This window comes from Cellulosimicrobium funkei (genome assembly GCF_900155925.1).
Taxonomy (GTDB): Bacteria; Actinomycetota; Actinomycetes; order Actinomycetales; family Cellulomonadaceae; genus Cellulosimicrobium; species Cellulosimicrobium funkei.
Window position 1 is genome coordinate 231,664 of record NZ_FTMI01000006.1, and the last position, 15,743, is coordinate 247,406.

Consider the following 15,743-nt stretch of genomic DNA (forward strand, 5'->3'; position numbering starts at 1 on the left):
ACCGACGAAGGAAGCACCACCCATGAAGTTCACCGACGGGTACTGGCAGGTCCGACCGGGCATGCACCCGCTCTACGCGGTCGAGGTCGACGACGTCCGCGCGGACGAGGCGGCCGGCACGCTCACCGTGTACGCGCCGACGGCGAAGATCCGCGGCCGGGGCGACACGCTCAACCGCCCGATGCTCACGACGACGTACTCCTCGCCCGCACCCGGCGTGATCCGCGTGCGCGTCGAGCACCACCAGGGCGCGGTGCGCCGGGGCCCGGCGTTCCAGGTGACCGGCGAGCCGGGGTTCCGGCCCGAGGTCGAGGTGCACGACGACGTCGCCGTCCTGCGGTCGAAGGACCTCGCCGTGCGCGTGCACCGGGGCGACCGCTGGCGCGTGGACTTCGAGGCGGACGGCGAGGTGCTGACCTCCTCGCTGCCGAAGTCGGTCGGGCACGTCACGTCGGACGACGGCGGCACGTGGACGCACGAGCAGCTCGCGCTCGAGCCGGGCGAGCTCGTCTACGGCCTGGGGGAGCGGTTCGGCCCGTTCGTCAAGAACGGCCAGGTCGTGGACATCTGGAACGAGGACGGCGGGACGTCGAGCGAGCAGGCGTACAAGTCCGTGCCGCTCTACCTCACGACCAAGGGCTACGGGGTGTTCGTCGAGCACCCGGAGAAGGTCTCGTTCGAGGTCGCCTCCGAGGTGAACACGCGCGTCCAGTTCTCCGTCGAGGGGCAGTCGCTGGAGTACCTGGTCATCCAGGGCCCGACGCCCAAGGACGTGCTGCGCCGGTACACGGCGCTGACGGGCCGCCCCGCGCGCGTGCCGGCGTGGTCGTTCGGCCTGTGGCTCACGACGTCGTTCACGACGAGCTACGACGAGCAGACCGTGAACGGCTTCATCGACGGCATGGCCGCGCGCGACCTGCCGCTGTCGGTGTTCCACTTCGACTGCTTCTGGATGCGCGAGTACCAGTGGGTCGACTTCGAGTGGGACCCGCGCACGTTCCCCGACCCCGAGGGCATGCTCCGGCGTCTGCACGACCGCGGGCTCAAGGTGTGCGTGTGGATCAACCCGTACGTCGCGCAGCGCTCGCCCCTCTTCGCGGAGGCCGCGGAGCAGGGCTTCCTCGTGCAGCGCGAGGACGGGTCCGTGTGGCAGTGGGACCTGTGGCAGGCGGGCATGGGGCTGGTGGACTTCACCAACCCCGACGCGACCGCGTGGTACGTCGGCAAGCTCGAGGGCCTGCTCGACCAGGGCGTCGACTGCTTCAAGACCGACTTCGGCGAGCGGATCCCCGTCGACGGCATCGCGTGGCACGACGGCTCCGACCCGCGCAAGATGCACAACTACTACGCCCAGCTCTACAACGAGGCGGTCTTCCGGCTGCTCGAGCGCAAGCGCGGCGCGGGCGAGGCGGTGCTGTTCGCGCGGTCCGCGACGGCGGGCGGCCAGCAGTTCCCCGTGCACTGGGGCGGCGACTGCGACTCGACGTACGCGTCGATGGCCGAGTCGCTGCGCGGCGGCCTGTCGATGTCGATGTCGGGCTTCGGCTACTGGAGCCACGACATGGGCGGCTTCGAGGGCACGCCGGACCCGGGCGTGTTCAAGCGCTGGACGGCGTTCGGCCTGCTGTCGTCGCACTCGCGCCTGCACGGCTCGGGCTCGGTCCGGGTCCCGTGGGCGTTCGACGACGAGGCCGTCGACGTGACGCGCAAGTTCACGCACCTCAAGCTCTCGCTCATGCCGTACCTCGGGCGGGTGGCCGAGGAGGCGCACACCGACGGCGTGCCGATGATGCGGCCGCTCGTGCTCGAGCTCCCGCACGACCGCGCCGGGTACACCGCGGACACGCAGTACCTGCTGGGCGACGCGCTCCTCGTCGCGCCGGTGTTCCGCGCGGACGGCCGCGTGGAGTACTACGTGCCGGAGGGCACGTGGACGCGTCTCGTCCAGCCCGACGACGGCCCTGCCCTGAGCGAGACCGTGACCGGCCCGCGCTGGGTCACCGAGACCCACGGGTTCGACTCGCTCCCGGTGCTCGTGCGCCCGGGCACCGTCCTGCCGGTCGGCGCCCGCACCGACCGGCCGGACTACGCCTGGGCCGACGGCGTCACGCTGCACGCGTTCGAGCTGCCCGACGGGTACGACGAGCTCGTGGTCGTCCCGCCGTCGGACGGCGCGGACCGGGCCACGTTCCGCGTGCGCCGGTCGGGCGCGACCCTCACCGTCTCGTCCGACGACGCCCCCGCAGCCTGGTCCGTGCGGGCCGGTGCGGCGACGGCCGAGGCGCACGGCGCGACGAGCGTGACTCTCGACCTCGGCTGAGGACGTATCCTGGGCGGACGCACCATGGAAGCGCTCCCATGGCGCGTCCGCCCGGCGTCGTCGCGCCGGCCACCGACCCGACCACCGTCGCGGACCACGTCGTCCGACGACCGACCAGCGAGGACCCTCGTGACCACCGACACCACCGCCCCCGTCGCCGTCGACGCGCAGGCCGCGCCCGCGTCGTCGGGCCGCCGCACGTTCCCGACCGACTTCCTCTGGGGCTCCGCGACCGCCGCCTACCAGATCGAGGGCGCCGCCGCCGAGGGCGGCCGCACGCCGTCCATCTGGGACACGTACTCCCACACCCCGGGCCGCACGCTCAACGGCGACACGGGCGACGTCGCGGACGACCACTACCACCGGTGGCAGGAGGACGTGCAGCACATCGCCGACCTCGGCCTCGGCGCGTACCGGTTCTCCATCTCGTGGTCGCGTGTGCAGCCGGGCGGCACCGGCCCGCTCAACCCCGAGGGCGTCGCGTTCTACTCGCGCCTCGTCGACGCGCTGCTCGAGAAGGGCGTCAAGCCCGTCGTCACGCTCTACCACTGGGACCTCCCGCAGGAGCTGGAGGACGCCGGGGGCTGGGCGAACCGCGACACCGCGTACGCGTTCGCCGAGTACGCCCGCCACATGGCGCGCGAGCTCGGGGACCGGATCGACACCTGGACGACCCTCAACGAGCCGTGGTGCTCCGCCTACCTCGGCTACGGCTCCGGCGTGCACGCGCCCGGCCGCACCGAGCCCGCCGCGGCGCTCGCGGCCGTGCACCACCTCAACCTCGCGCACGGCCTCGCCGTCCAGGCGATCCGCGACGAGCTCGGCGAGGACGCGAAGACGTCCGTCACGCTCAACCTGCACGTCATCCGGCCCGACGACCCGTCGTCGGCCGCGGACCTCGACGCGGTGCGCAAGATCGACGCGCTCGCCAACCGCGCGTTCCTCGCGCCCATGCTCGACGGCGAGTACCCCGCCGACCTGCTCGCCGACACCGCGCACGTGAGCGACTGGTCGTTCGTGCGGGAGGGCGACCTCGAGACGGTGCGCCAGCCGCTGTCGATCCTCGGCGTCAACTACTACTCGACCGTGCGCGTGCGCCACTTCTCCGGCGAGGGCGAGCGGTCCGAGAACGACGGCCACGGCGCGTCGAGCCACAGCCCGTGGATCGGCGTCGACGACGTGGAGTTCGTCCAGCAGCCCGGCCCGTACACCGCGATGGGCTGGAACATCGAACCTGCCGGCATGACCGAGCTGCTCGTGTCCGTGGCGACGACGTACCCGCACCAGCCGATGATGGTCACCGAGAACGGCGCCGCGTTCGCCGACGAGGTCACGGTCGACGCCGACGGGACCCCCCGCGTGCACGACGACCGCCGCGTCGCCTACCTGCACGACCACGTCGACGCCGTGGGTGCCGCGATCGACGCGGGCGCCGACGTGCGCGGGTACTTCGCGTGGTCCCTGCTCGACAACTTCGAGTGGGGCTACGGGTACGAGCGCCGCTTCGGGATCATCCGCGTCGACTACGACACTCTCGAGCGCACGTGGAAGGACTCCGCGCACTGGTACCGCCGGCTCGCGACGTCGAACGCGCTCCCCACGGTCGACGAGACCGCCTGAGCCGTCTCGCCCCTCACAGGCCCGCCCGGTCCGCCGGGCGGGCCTTCGTGCGCTCGTCCGCGACCACGGCTCCGGTCGAGCGCGGTCGTCGGGGGGCCGTCACCGAGGGGTGACCTTTGTCGCACGGGCGCGGCGCGCGGTGCGACACGCCGAAGAAGCACGACACGCCGACGAGTTCACCGACCGTCTTGTCCGGAGTGGGCTGATTCGCGCGGGTCGTGGCGCGTCCTCAGGAGGGTGGGTGCAGGCCGCGGGAAGGGCCTCGACGGCTCCGCACAGGGTGTGGACCGACGTCGTCCCCACCCTGTGGACGGCGTCTCGCCGTCCGCGGGAAGACGCCGTTCCGGGCCGGTCGGATCGGTGGACGACGGGCTGTGGACGAGCGCTCCGGGGGAGTGTCAGAGGGGGCTGGGACCATGGATCCATGGCGCCTAGCACACCCGCCAGGGTGAAGTTCCACCACGACATCTAGTGCAGTGGCACGGTCTCGACCACTAGGTATAGTGGTTGCACACCCAGGGGGCCGGAGGCCTCCTGGCGAATCACACAGACGTAGTTCCACCGGTGTCCTTCGAGGTCAGAGATGTTTCTCCCTCCCCGAGGACCGTCCCGGACGAGAGCGCGAGACGAGGAGCCACCCCCATGAGCGTCACGGTCTACAGCAAGCCGGCCTGCGTCCAGTGCGACGCGACGTACCGCGCTCTCGACAAGAAGGGCATCGAGTACTCCGTCGTGGACATCACCCAGGACGCCGAGGCGCTCGAGCTCGTGCGCGGGCTCGGCTACCTGCAGGCTCCCGTGGTCGTCGCGGGGGACGAGCACTGGTCCGGGTTCCGCCCCGACCAGATCACCGCCCTCGCGCAGAAGGTCTCGCCGGTCGTCGCCTGACCGGCCTCCCCGGAGCGTCGCGAGGCGCCCGGAAACCCGTACGGAAGCAGGCGGAGCAGGGCAGGACGGAGGTGCGTCCCCGTGGGGTCGCTCGTGTACTTCTCCAGCGTCAGCGAGAACACGCACCGGTTCGTCCAGCGGCTCGACCTGCCGGCCCTCGGCATGGACGTCCAGCGCATCCCGCTGCGTCCGACCGAGGGCTTCCTGCGCGTCGAGGAACCGTACGTGCTCATGGTCCCGACCTACGGGGGCGGCAACGAGGGCGGTGCCGTCCCGCGCCAGGTCGTGAAGTTCCTCAACGACGTGCACAACCGGTCGTTGATCCGCGGCGTCATCGCCGCCGGCAACACCAACTTCGGCGAGGCGTACTGCATCGCCGGCGACATCATCTCCGCGAAGTGCCAGGTGCCCTACCTGTACGCCTTCGAACTCCTGGGAACAGCCGAGGACGCCGCGCGCGTCCGCGACGGATTGGGACGATTTTGGCAACGACAGTCACGGATTCCGGCGTGAGCGTGGCAGGTGGTGGCACGGTCACCGAGGTGCCGCTCGCGAGCACCCAGCTCGACTTCCACGCGCTCAACGCGATGCTCAACCTCTACGGCCCGAACGGCGAGATCCAGTTCGACAAGGACCGTGAGGCCGCGCGGCAGTACTTCCTGCAGCACGTCAACCAGAACACCGTCTTCTTCCACGACCTCGCGGAGAAGCTGGACTACCTCGTCGAGAACAAGTACTACGACCCGGCCGTCCTCGCGAAGTACGACCGCGAGTTCGTGAAGTCGCTGTTCGAGTTCGCCTACGCGAAGAAGTTCCGCTTCGAGACGTTCCTCGGCGCCTTCAAGTACTACACGTCGTACACGCTCAAGACGTTCGACGGGAAGCGCTACCTCGAGCGCTTCGAGGACCGCGTCTGCATGGTCGCGCTCGGCCTCGCCGACGGCAACGAGCAGGCCGCGCTGGACATCGTCGAAGAGGTCATCTCGGGCCGCTTCCAGCCCGCGACCCCCACGTTCCTCAACGTCGGCAAGGCGCAGCGCGGCGAGCCCGTGTCCTGCTTCCTGCTGCGCATCGAGGACAACATGGAGTCCATCGCGCGCGGCATCAACTCCGCGCTGCAGCTCTCCAAGCGCGGCGGCGGCGTCGCCCTGCTCCTGTCGAACATCCGCGAGCACGGCGCGCCCATCAAGCACATCGAGAACCAGTCGTCCGGCGTCATCCCCGTGATGAAGCTGCTCGAGGACTCGTTCTCCTACGCGAACCAGCTCGGCGCGCGCCAGGGCGCCGGTGCCGTGTACCTGCACGCGCACCACCCCGACATCATGCGGTTCCTCGACACCAAGCGTGAGAACGCGGACGAGAAGATCCGCATCAAGACGCTGTCGCTCGGCGTCGTGATCCCGGACATCACGTTCGAGCTCGCGAAGAAGAACGAGGACATGTACCTCTTCTCGCCGTACGACGTCGAGCGCGTCTACGGCAAGCCGTTCGCCGACATCTCGATCACCGAGAAGTACGACGAGATGGTCGACGACTCGCGCATCCGCAAGACGAAGATCAAGGCGCGCGACTTCTTCCAGACGATCGCCGAGCTCCAGTTCGAGTCCGGCTACCCGTACATCATGTTCGAGGACACGGTGAACAAGGCGAACCCGATCAAGGGCCGCATCACCCACTCGAACCTGTGCTCGGAGATCCTCCAGGTCTCGACGCCGTCGACGTTCAACGAGGACCTCTCGTACGACCACGTCGGCCGCGACATCTCCTGCAACCTCGGCTCGCTGAACATCGCCAAGACGATGGACTCGCCCGACTTCGCGAAGACGATCGACACCGCGATCCGCGCGCTCACCGCGGTCTCCGACCAGACGAGCATCGAGTCGGTGCCCTCGGTCAAGCGGGCCAACGAGTCCGGCCACGCGATCGGTCTCGGCCAGATGAACCTCCACGGCTACCTCGCGCGCGAGCGGATCCACTACGGGTCCGAGGAGGGCATCGACTTCACGAACATCTACTTCTACACGGTCGCCTACCACGCGATCGCGGCGTCGAACCGCCTCGCGATCGAGCGCGGGCGTGCGTTCGGCGGCTTCGAGGACTCGAAGTACGCGACGGGGGAGTACTTCGACAAGTACACCGACCGCGTGTGGGAGCCCGCGACCGAGCGCGTGCGCCGGCTCTTCGCCGACGCCGGCGTGCACATCCCGACCCAGGACGACTGGGCGGCCCTCAAGGCCTCGGTCATGGAGCACGGGATCTACAACCAGAACCTCCAGGCCGTCCCGCCGACGGGCTCGATCTCCTACATCAACAACTCGACGTCCTCGATCCACCCGGTGCCGTCGAAGATCGAGATCCGCAAGGAGGGCAAGATCGGGCGCGTCTACTACCCGGCGCCCTACCTGACGAACGACAACCTCGAGTACTACGAGGACGCGTACGAGATCGGCTACGAGAAGATCATCGACACGTACGCCGCCGCGACGCAGCACGTCGACCAGGGTCTGAGCCTCACGCTGTTCTTCAAGGACACGGTCACGACGCGCGACGTCAACCGCGCGCAGATCTACGCGTGGCGCAAGGGCATCAAGACGCTCTACTACATCCGCCTCCGTCAGATGGCCTTGGAGGGCACGGAGGTCGAGGGTTGCGTCAGCTGCATGCTGTAGTCGCCTGAGGCAGCCACCGGTTGCCTCGATGCCCGGTGCCGTCGGCCACCCTCCCGGAGAGGCGTGGCCGACGGCGCGGGGTCCGGTCCCACGAAGTCGTCCCGGTCGGTCCGGGGTCAGCAGGAGAGAAGAAGGCAGATGTCGCCCACGGGGAAGCTCAAGCTCATCGATCGCGTGAGCGCGATCAACTGGAACCGTCTCGAGGACGAGAAGGACCTCGAGGTGTGGGACCGCCTCGTCGGGAACTTCTGGCTGCCCGAGAAGGTGCCGGTGTCGAACGACATCCAGTCGTGGAACACGCTCACCGCGCAGGAGCAGGAGCTCACGATGCGCGTGTTCACCGGCCTGACGCTGCTGGACACGATCCAGGGCACGGTCGGCGCGGTCTCGCTCATCCCCGACGCGATCACGCCGCACGAGGAGGCGGTGTACACCAACATCGCGTTCATGGAGTCGGTGCACGCCAAGAGCTACTCGTCGATCTTCTCGACGCTGTGCTCCACGCGCGAGATCGACGACGCGTTCCGCTGGTCGGAGGAGAACCCGAACCTCCAGCGCAAGGCCGAGATCGTCATGGAGTACTACAAGGGCGACTCGCCGCTCAAGCGCAAGGTCGCGAGCACGCTGCTCGAGTCGTTCCTCTTCTACTCCGGCTTCTACCTGCCGATGTACTGGTCGTCGCGCGCCAAGCTGACGAACACGGCCGACCTCATCCGCCTCATCATCCGCGACGAGGCCGTGCACGGGTACTACATCGGCTACAAGTTCCAGAAGGGTCTCGAGAAGCTCTCCCCGGAGGAGCGCGACGAGCTCAAGGCGTACACGTTCGAGCTGCTCTTCGAGCTGTACGAGAACGAGGTGCAGTACACGGAGGACCTCTACGACGGCGTCGGGCTGACCGAGGACGTCAAGAAGTTCCTGCGGTACAACGCCAACAAGGCGCTCATGAACCTCGGCTACGAGGCGCTCTTCCCCAAGGACGAGACCGACGTCAACCCGGCGATCCTCTCGGCGCTCTCGCCGAACGCCGACGAGAACCACGACTTCTTCTCCGGGTCCGGCTCGTCGTACGTCATCGGCAAGGCCGTGAACACCGAAGACGACGACTGGGACTTCTGACCCTCGTCCGCCTTCGCGCCGAGGGCCCGGGTCCGCGCAGAGCCGCGGGTCCGGGCCCTCGGCGTCTGGCATAGTCCCGCCATGGGCATGCTCAGGGAGCGGCTGCGCGCCGCAGGGCTCGACGACGTGACCTCGGTCGAGCCGGTGAGCGGCGGGCTCGCCGCGACGGCCGGGCTGGCCCGGCGCGTCGACGGCGTGCCGCTGTTCGTCAAGGCGTTCGACACGGACGCACCGGGCGACGACGTCTTCACGGTCGAGGCCGAGGGTCTGGCTGCGCTCCGCGCCGCCGGGCTGGAGACCCCGGACGTCGTCCACGCAGGCCCGGACCTGCTCGTGCTGTCCGCGCTCGCCCCGCGGCCCTCGACGTCGGCCTTCTGGGAAGACCTCGCGCGTTCGCTGGCGCACGTGCACACCACGACCCGCAGCGAGCGCTTCGGCTGGCACCGGGACGGCTGGCTCGGCCGCCGTCGGCAGGTGAACACCTGGACGGAGGACGGCTTCGACTTCTTCGCGCAGCACCGCCTGCTGCGCTGGCTCGACGAACCCCGGGTCCACGCCGCGCTCGACGCCGCGGACCGCGCCGCGCTCGAGCGTCTGTGCGCGCGGCTCCCGGAGGTGCTGCCGGGAGGTCCGGCCTGCCTGACGCACGGCGACCTGTGGGCGTCGAACGTCATGGCGACCGCCGACGGACGCCCGGCCTTGATCGACCCGGCCGTCTCCTACACGTGGCCGGAGGTCGACCTGGCCCACGTGTGGACGACCGCGCCGCCACCCGAGGCCGGTGCCTTCTTCGGGCTCTACGCGGAGCTCACCGGCCTCGACGACGACTGGCGGGAGCGCCTGCCCGTCGTCCAGCTCCGGCAGCACCTGGCCGTCGTCGCGCAGTTCGACCCCGACTGGGGGGCGGCGGACGCCGTCCGCGCGACGCTCGCGCCCTTCCGGACCCGCTGACCGACGACGGCCTCCCGCTCAGTCGTTCGGCCGGGACTGCGCTCCCTCGACGGGCGGGTCGGCCGACCACGGGAACGTGATCCAGAGGTCGGTGTCCTTCCACGAGTAGTCCGGCTGGATGATCGTGCGCGGCTTCGTGTAGAGCACCGCGGAGCGGGCCTCGGCCCCGTGGGTGCTGAGCATGTCCATGACCAGGGCGAGCGTCCGGCCGGAGTCGGCGACGTCGTCGACCACGAGCACGTGCGCGCCCGGCAGGTCGGACGTGTCCATGAGGGGCGGCAGCACCCGCGGGTCGGTGAGGGTCTGGCCGATGTCGGTGTAGAACTCCACGTTGAGCGTGCCCACGCCCTTGGTCCCGAGCGCGTACGCGACCGCGCCGCCGGGCAGGAGTCCCCCGCGGGCGACCGCGACGACGACCTCCGGGCGGAATCCGCTCGCGACGACCTGCTCGGCGAGCTCGCGCGCGGCGACGCCGAAGGTCTCCCACGTGAGGACCTCGCGCTCGGGCGGGGCGGCCGCGGGGGGCGTGGGGGCGTCGTCGGGCACGGGTGGGACCGAGGTCGTGGAGGCGTCCGTCATGCGTCGAGCCTACGACCCGCCCACGCCCCGCTCGACACGCCCCGGACGCACGGAGGGCCGCACCCCGAGCGGGGTGCGGCCCTCCGTGATGCGGCGGCAGGTCAGTAGGCCGCGAGGATGTCCACGACGAAGACGAGCGTCTCGCCCGCGAGCTCGTGCGTGTTCGTGTCGCTCTTCTCGCCGTAGCCGAGCGACGGCGGGATGACGAGGAGCACCTGGCTCCCGACGGTCTGGCCGGAGAGGCCCTGGGTCCAGCCGGCGACGACGCCGCTCAGCGGGAAGGTGGAGGGCTCACCACGGTCCCACGACGAGTCGAACTGCTCGCCGTCGAGCTTCCAGCCCGTGTAGTGCGCGATGACCGTCTGGTCCTCGGTGACCTCGGGGCCGCTGCCCTTGATGAGCGGCTGCACGACGAGCTCGGTCGGTGCGGTGTAGCCCGCGGGGATCTCGACCGACGGCTTGCCCGTGTCGTCGAGCGTGACGACGGGCAGCCCCTCGGCCGGGGTCACGGCCTCGCCCTCCGCGCGGTCCGGCACGTCGGCGGGGTCGGGCGCGACGGGGGCGTCCCGGACCTCGGTGACCTCCGCGACGGTGAGGACGGCGCTGCCGTCCTGCCCCGGGGCGGCGAACAGGAAGCGTGTGCCGACCTTCTTGCCGACCAGCGCCTCGAGCAGCTGGGGGTACACCTGGTCGTCGAGGACGATCTGCTGCGCCGAGTCGTCCTCCCACGTGGAGCCGAGCTTGGACGCGTCCGTGCCGGAGTACGCGGCCTGGTGCAGCGTCACCTCCTGGCCCTTCGCGATCTCGTCGCCGTCGCCGTCCCCGAGCGAGAGCGCGACCGGGCCCGAGACCTCGAGCGGGGCCTCGAACTCGACGGTCGGCTCGCTGCCGGGGTCGCCCGTGACCGTCACGGCCTCGAGCGCCGCGACGTCCTCGGGCGACGACGTCGCGCCGTCGGAGGCGGACGGGCTCGCCGACGTCTCGTCGTCGGAACCGCCGCCCTCCGACGAGCAGCCGGAGAGGACGAGGGCGGCGCCCAGGGTGAGCGCGGCGACGCCGCGCAGGGTGCGGTGCTTCACGAGGAGGGTCCTTCGGTCGGGGGGACGGCGGGGCCGTCGGGTCTGGGCCGCACCCGCACGACGGCGGTCGTCGGCGCCCGGGGTCGGGTCACCTCGCGGTCGGACGCCGGGTGCAGCACCGGCGCGGACACTCTAGCGGTCGAGACTGGACGCCCGCTGGGAGGTCCCCGGCGGGCCGCGGGGGAGAATGGGCCCATGCCGTCCCGTCGACCGTCCCGCAAGCGACCCTGGGGCGCGGAGCCCGCGCCCCTCGACCTGGAGCGCGCCCTCGGCGGTGCGCGCCGGGAGTCGGGAGCCGACGGCGAGTGGCAGGTCCGCACGGTGCGCGGCGGCGCGAAGACCTACCTCTGCCCGGGCTGCCAGCAGGAGATTCCGCCCGGCACCGGGCACGTCGTGGCGTGGCAGGAGGACTCCTTCTTCGGGGCCGAGACGGCGCTCGACCACCGTCGCCACTGGCACAGGTCGTGCTGGGAGGCGCGCGACCGCCGTCGGCCGCGGTAGACGCACTAGGCTCGGGACGATGAGCACCGCACCCGAGACCGCGCCCGATCCCGCCCGAGCCTCGACGGAGCCGACCCCCATCCGGTCGCTCAGCGTCCTGCCCGCGCGGCGCGAGGACGTCGAGCTGCACACCGCGGACGGCCTCACGCTCGTCGGCGAGCTGGCGCTCCCCGCGGACCGCGACCCGGTCGCGACCCTCGTCACGCTGCACCCGCTGCCGACGCACGGCGGGTACATGGACTCGCACGTCTACCGGAAGGCGGCGTGGCGTCTGCCGGCGCTCGCGGACCTCGCCGTGCTGCGGTTCAACACGCGCGGCACGTCGTCCCCGCGCGGGACGAGCGAGGGCGCGTTCGACGGCGGCGAGGCCGAGCGCTTCGACGTCGCGGCGGCGATCGAGTTCGCCGAGTTCCACGACCTGCCGAACCGGTGGCTCGTGGGGTGGTCGTTCGGCACGGAGCTCGCGCTCAAGCACGGCACGGACCCGGCGGTGGAGGGCGCGATCCTCCTCTCGCCCCCGCTGCACCGCGCGACGGACGCCGACCTCGACCGCTGGGACGCGTTCGGCAAGCCGCTCGTGGTCCTCGTGCCCGAGCTCGACGACTACCTGCGCCCCGACGAGGCGCGACGACGCTTCGCGCGCGTGCGGAACGCCGAGGTGATCGGCGTCGAGGGCGCCAAGCACCTGTGGGTGGGGGAGTCGTCCGTGCGGCGCGTGCTCGACGAGATCGTGGGGCACGTGCGTCCCGGCTTCCCGCTCCCGCTGCCGACCACGTGGGACGGCGACGCGAGCGGCACGGCCGACCGCGACACGGCCGACTCGGACCAGGCGAGCTACGACGCGAGCCGGTCCGACGGCGTCGTCGACTGACCCCGTTGCGGCGCGAGGCGCCCATGCACCCGACCGACCCCAGGAGGACCACGTGACGACGGCACCGCTCGAGACCTTCACGCTGCGCGAGGGGTACGGGACACCGCTCGTGCTGCTGCACGGCTTCCCGCTCGACCACCGGATGTGGGTGGACGTCGCGGAAGCCCTGCCGGGCGAGCCCACCGTCGTCGCGGTCGACCTCCCCGGCCTGGGCGCGAGCCCGCTGGGGGGCGAGCCGCCGTCGATCGAGGCGGCGGCCGACGCGACCGCGGACGCGCTCGCCGCGGCGGGGATCACGCGCGCGGTCGTCGCGGGCCTGTCGATGGGCGGCTACGTGGCCCTCGCGCTCGCGGAGCGCCGGCCGGAGCTGGTCGCGGGGCTCGGGCTGGTGGACACCAAGTCCACCGCGGACTCCGACGACGCGCGCGCGAACCGCCTGCGCATCGCCGACGAGGCGGCGAGCACGCAGACCGTCGAGCCGGTCCTCGGCATGCCGGGGGTGCTCCTCGGCGAGACGAGCAAGGCCGCGCGCCCGCACCTGACCGCGCGGCTCGAGGAGTGGATCCGCGCGCAGCGGCCCGACGGCGTCGCGTGGTCGCAGCGGGCGATGGCGGCCCGCCCCGACCGCACGTCCGTCCTCGCGGGCTTCGCGGGGCCGGTCGCGGTGGTCGTGGGCGAGGAGGACCAGGTCACGCCGGTGGCGGAGGCGGAGCACATGGTCGCCGCGGCGCCGACCGCGCAGCTCGTGCAGGTGACGGGCGCGGGCCACATGAGCGCGGTCGAGGACCCCGCCGCGGTGGCCGACGCGCTCGCGGACCTCCTGGCGCGGGCGACCGTCTGAACCGCTGACCGCGGGTCAGCGCCCGTCGAGCACGAGCGCGAGCGCGTCGGCGAGGTCGATGGACTCGCCGTCCCGGCCGCCCTTGCCCAGCACGAGCGGCGGGTCGGACGGTTCGACCGCGACGCCCCGCAGGCGCGCGCGCACGCCGCCGGGCACCGAGAGCACGTAGAACTCGCCGTCCTCGCCGACGGCGACGCTGTGGTTGCGGCGCAGGTACCACCCGCGGAGCGGGGTGCGGAACGTCGCGGTGCCGTCGAACGCGCGGGCGCGGAGCGGCTCGGGAGCGAGGCCCCGGTCGCGTGCCCGCGCGACGAAGTCGGCGAGCAGGACCCGGGCCGCGTCGCTCTCACGGGCGCGCTGCCGGTCGAGCTCGCGCTGCTGGTGCGCGGCGGCCTCGGTCCGCTGCCGACGCCAGTCGTCGGCAGCGGACCCCGAGGGACCCGACGGGCCCGCGGTGGCCGGCACGGCGTCAGGCCGAGGCGGGGGCGTCGGGCTTCGCGTCGGCCGTCTTCGTGCCGCTCGACTTCGGGCCGGCCTGCTTGGTGTCGGCCGTCTTCGTGTCGCTCGGCCGCGCGTCGGCGGACGCCGCGGAGCCACCCTTCGCCGGCGCCTCGACCGTCCCGACCCGCTGTCCGGACTCGTCCGGGACGACCGGGAACTCGGCCGTCATGAGCGTCGCGGCGCGCGCCTGCTGGGCGGGGGTCCCGGAGGGCACGGCCTTCTTCGCGGGAGCCTTCGCGGCCTCGTTCTCGCTGCCGAGCAGCCCGCGCAGCTCGTCGAGGTAGGTGTTGATCGAGTCGTGCTGACGCGTGAGGTCCTCGAGCTGGCGCTGGGCGACGTTGCGCTGCTGCTCGGCCTCGGCCTTCGCGTCGCTCACCGTCTGGTCGGCGAACGCCCGGGCCTCGGCGACGACCTGGTCGGCGTTCCGGCGCGCCGTCGACAGGAGGTCCTTCACGTACGCGTCGGACTCGCTGCGGACCTTCTCCGCCTGCTGGAGCGCGTGGGCGACACGCTTCTCCGCCTCCGCGGCGTGCTCCTCGGCCGTCGCGACGAGCTTCTCCGTCTCCGCCTTGGCGGCGGCGTGACGCTCGGCGTTCTCGCGCTCCGCCTCCTCGCGGCGACGCACGACCTCGAGCTCGGCGTCCGCGAGGGCGGTGCGGGCCTGGTCGCGCAGCGTCTCCATCTCGGACGTGACGGCGTTCGCCGCCTCGGTCGCCTTGCGCTGCGCCTCGTCCACCTGGCGCTGCGCCTCGCGACGGGCGTTCTCCAGCAGCTCGGCCGACTCGCGCTCGGCGGCCTCGCGCTGCGCCGCCGTCTCCGCCGCGACGCGCGCGCGGAGCTCCGCGGCCTCGCGCTCGGTCGTGACGCGCAGCTCCGTGGTCTCACGCTCCGCCGTCGCGCGCAGCGTGCCGAGCTCGCGCTCGAGCGACGCGCGGCGCTCGCTCTCCTCCGTGGCGAGCGCGCTGTGGATGCGCGCGGCCTCGCGCTCTGCGGAGCCCACGAGCTCCTCCGCGCGGCGCTGGGCGCTGAGCAGCGTGCCCTCGGCCTCGGACGCGCTCGTGGAGCGGATCTCCTCCGACTCCAGGCGTGCGCTGTTGAGCAGCTCGGCGACCTCGTTCTCGGCGCGGGACCGGACCTGGCCCGCCGAGAGCTTCGCGCGGGCCATGATGTCGGCCGCCTGGGCGTTGGCCTGCGACAGGATGTCCGCCGACTGCTCCTCCGCCGAGCGCAGGAGCTGCTCGATGCGGGACCCGAGCCCCGCGTACGACGGCCGGTCCGCCTCGCGGAGCTGGCGCTGCGCGTCGTTGAGCTCGCTCGTGAGCTGCATGGCGCGGGCGTCCGCCGCCTCGACGCGCGCCCGCGCGTCCTCCACGGCCTTCTCCAGCCTCGCGAGCTGGGCCTCGACCTGGACGCGGTCGTACCCGCGCATCGTGATGGGGAAGAGCGTGCGCTCGTCGGACACGTCGATGACCTCCGGTGCTGAGTCGTCGCGGCTTCCGCCGCCGGTCGGCGTCCCCTCCCGGGGAGGGAGGGCGCGGCGGTCGTGCCACGGCCCCGCCGTGCTCCGACCAGGATACGGGGATCACGCTGTCCTGAATACCCGGATTGGTGGGGGTGAGACGATGGTCGCAGTGCTGCGCGCGCGGTCGTCCCTCGTGGGAACGGCGGCCCTCTCGGCCGCCGGGCACGACGTTCCCTGGGAGCGGTGAGACCGTCCCGGGAGGGGCACGTGAACGGTTCGTGAGGATCCACAGGCGAGGCGTCTCGGTCGATCCACGAGGGGTTTCGCACCTATCCTTGAACG

The 15,743-nt window shown here is 71.8% G+C and carries 14 protein-coding genes; 10 read left to right on the plus strand and 4 right to left on the minus strand.

Annotated elements, in window-relative coordinates; all coding sequences use genetic code 11:
• The first annotated feature begins 22 nt into the window (after nt 1-22).
• The 7 genes from yicI to BXA05_RS15915 all read left to right on the plus strand — a co-directional run bounded on the left by yicI (nt 23) and on the right by BXA05_RS15915 (nt 9,567).
• Complete coding sequence (gene yicI, locus BXA05_RS15885) at nt 23-2,320, plus strand: alpha-xylosidase (RefSeq protein WP_076406005.1); 2,298 nt, start codon at nt 23-25, stop codon at nt 2,318-2,320.
• A gap of 129 nt (nt 2,321-2,449) precedes the next feature.
• Nucleotides 2,450-3,940 carry a GH1 family beta-glucosidase gene (locus tag BXA05_RS15890; protein WP_076406007.1) on the plus strand — a complete coding sequence of 497 codons (1,491 nt, stop codon included), beginning with the start codon at nt 2,450-2,452 and terminating at the stop codon, nt 3,938-3,940.
• Between the two features lie 642 nt (nt 3,941-4,582).
• Nucleotides 4,583-4,828, plus strand: coding sequence for a glutaredoxin-like protein NrdH (nrdH, locus tag BXA05_RS15895; protein ID WP_021480849.1), 246 nt, complete (start codon nt 4,583-4,585; stop codon nt 4,826-4,828).
• Between the two features lie 81 nt (nt 4,829-4,909).
• Complete coding sequence (gene nrdI, locus BXA05_RS15900) at nt 4,910-5,341, plus strand: class Ib ribonucleoside-diphosphate reductase assembly flavoprotein NrdI (protein WP_021480850.1); 432 nt, start codon at nt 4,910-4,912, stop codon at nt 5,339-5,341.
• Complete coding sequence (gene nrdE / locus BXA05_RS15905; protein WP_081599876.1) at nt 5,338-7,497, plus strand: class 1b ribonucleoside-diphosphate reductase subunit alpha; 2,160 nt, start codon at nt 5,338-5,340, stop codon at nt 7,495-7,497. The genes nrdI and nrdE overlap by 4 nt, the downstream gene beginning before the upstream one ends.
• A 138-nt stretch (nt 7,498-7,635) precedes the next feature.
• Nucleotides 7,636-8,616 (plus strand): class 1b ribonucleoside-diphosphate reductase subunit beta, encoded by a 981-nt coding sequence (nrdF, locus tag BXA05_RS15910; protein WP_021480852.1) that lies wholly within the window; start codon nt 7,636-7,638, stop codon nt 8,614-8,616.
• 81 nt (nt 8,617-8,697) lie between these two features.
• Nucleotides 8,698-9,567, plus strand: coding sequence for a fructosamine kinase family protein (locus BXA05_RS15915; RefSeq protein ID WP_076406011.1), 870 nt, complete (start codon nt 8,698-8,700; stop codon nt 9,565-9,567).
• Nucleotides 9,568-9,585: 18 nt separating this feature from the next.
• Here the strand turns inward: BXA05_RS15915 and BXA05_RS15920 are convergent, their stop codons facing one another.
• Both BXA05_RS15920 and BXA05_RS15925 read right to left on the minus strand, forming a co-directional pair.
• Nucleotides 9,586-10,146, minus strand: a complete 561-nt coding sequence (locus BXA05_RS15920; protein WP_082774712.1) for a phosphoribosyltransferase — start codon at nt 10,144-10,146, stop codon at nt 9,586-9,588.
• A 101-nt stretch (nt 10,147-10,247) separates the two neighbouring features.
• Nucleotides 10,248-11,225 (minus strand): FKBP-type peptidyl-prolyl cis-trans isomerase, encoded by a 978-nt coding sequence (locus BXA05_RS15925; RefSeq protein ID WP_061268785.1) that lies wholly within the window; start codon nt 11,223-11,225, stop codon nt 10,248-10,250.
• A gap of 195 nt (nt 11,226-11,420) precedes the next feature.
• On the opposite strand from BXA05_RS15925, the gene BXA05_RS15930 reads away from it, so the two are divergent.
• Genes BXA05_RS15930 through BXA05_RS15940 form a run of 3 tightly spaced genes read left to right on the plus strand, consistent with a single transcriptional unit; the run spans nt 11,421 to nt 13,438 of the window.
• Nucleotides 11,421-11,726, plus strand: a complete 306-nt coding sequence (locus BXA05_RS15930; protein ID WP_076406012.1) for an Rv1322 family protein — start codon at nt 11,421-11,423, stop codon at nt 11,724-11,726.
• A 19-nt stretch (nt 11,727-11,745) separates the two neighbouring features.
• Nucleotides 11,746-12,597: an alpha/beta hydrolase gene (locus BXA05_RS15935; RefSeq protein WP_061268787.1), complete on the plus strand. Its 852-nt coding sequence runs from the start codon at nt 11,746-11,748 to the stop codon at nt 12,595-12,597.
• A 52-nt stretch (nt 12,598-12,649) separates the two neighbouring features.
• Complete coding sequence (locus BXA05_RS15940; protein ID WP_083711946.1) at nt 12,650-13,438, plus strand: alpha/beta fold hydrolase; 789 nt, start codon at nt 12,650-12,652, stop codon at nt 13,436-13,438.
• Between the two features lie 15 nt (nt 13,439-13,453).
• On the opposite strand, the gene BXA05_RS15945 is transcribed toward BXA05_RS15940, so the two are convergent.
• Together BXA05_RS15945 and BXA05_RS15950 are read right to left on the minus strand one after the other, a co-directional pair.
• Nucleotides 13,454-13,903 carry a hypothetical protein gene (locus BXA05_RS15945; RefSeq protein WP_061268789.1) on the minus strand — a complete coding sequence of 150 codons (450 nt, stop codon included), beginning with the start codon at nt 13,901-13,903 and terminating at the stop codon, nt 13,454-13,456.
• Between the two features lie 4 nt (nt 13,904-13,907).
• Nucleotides 13,908-15,401, minus strand: a complete 1,494-nt coding sequence (locus BXA05_RS15950; RefSeq protein WP_244550490.1) for a coiled-coil domain-containing protein — start codon at nt 15,399-15,401, stop codon at nt 13,908-13,910.
• Between the last annotated feature and the right edge of the window lie 342 nt (nt 15,402-15,743).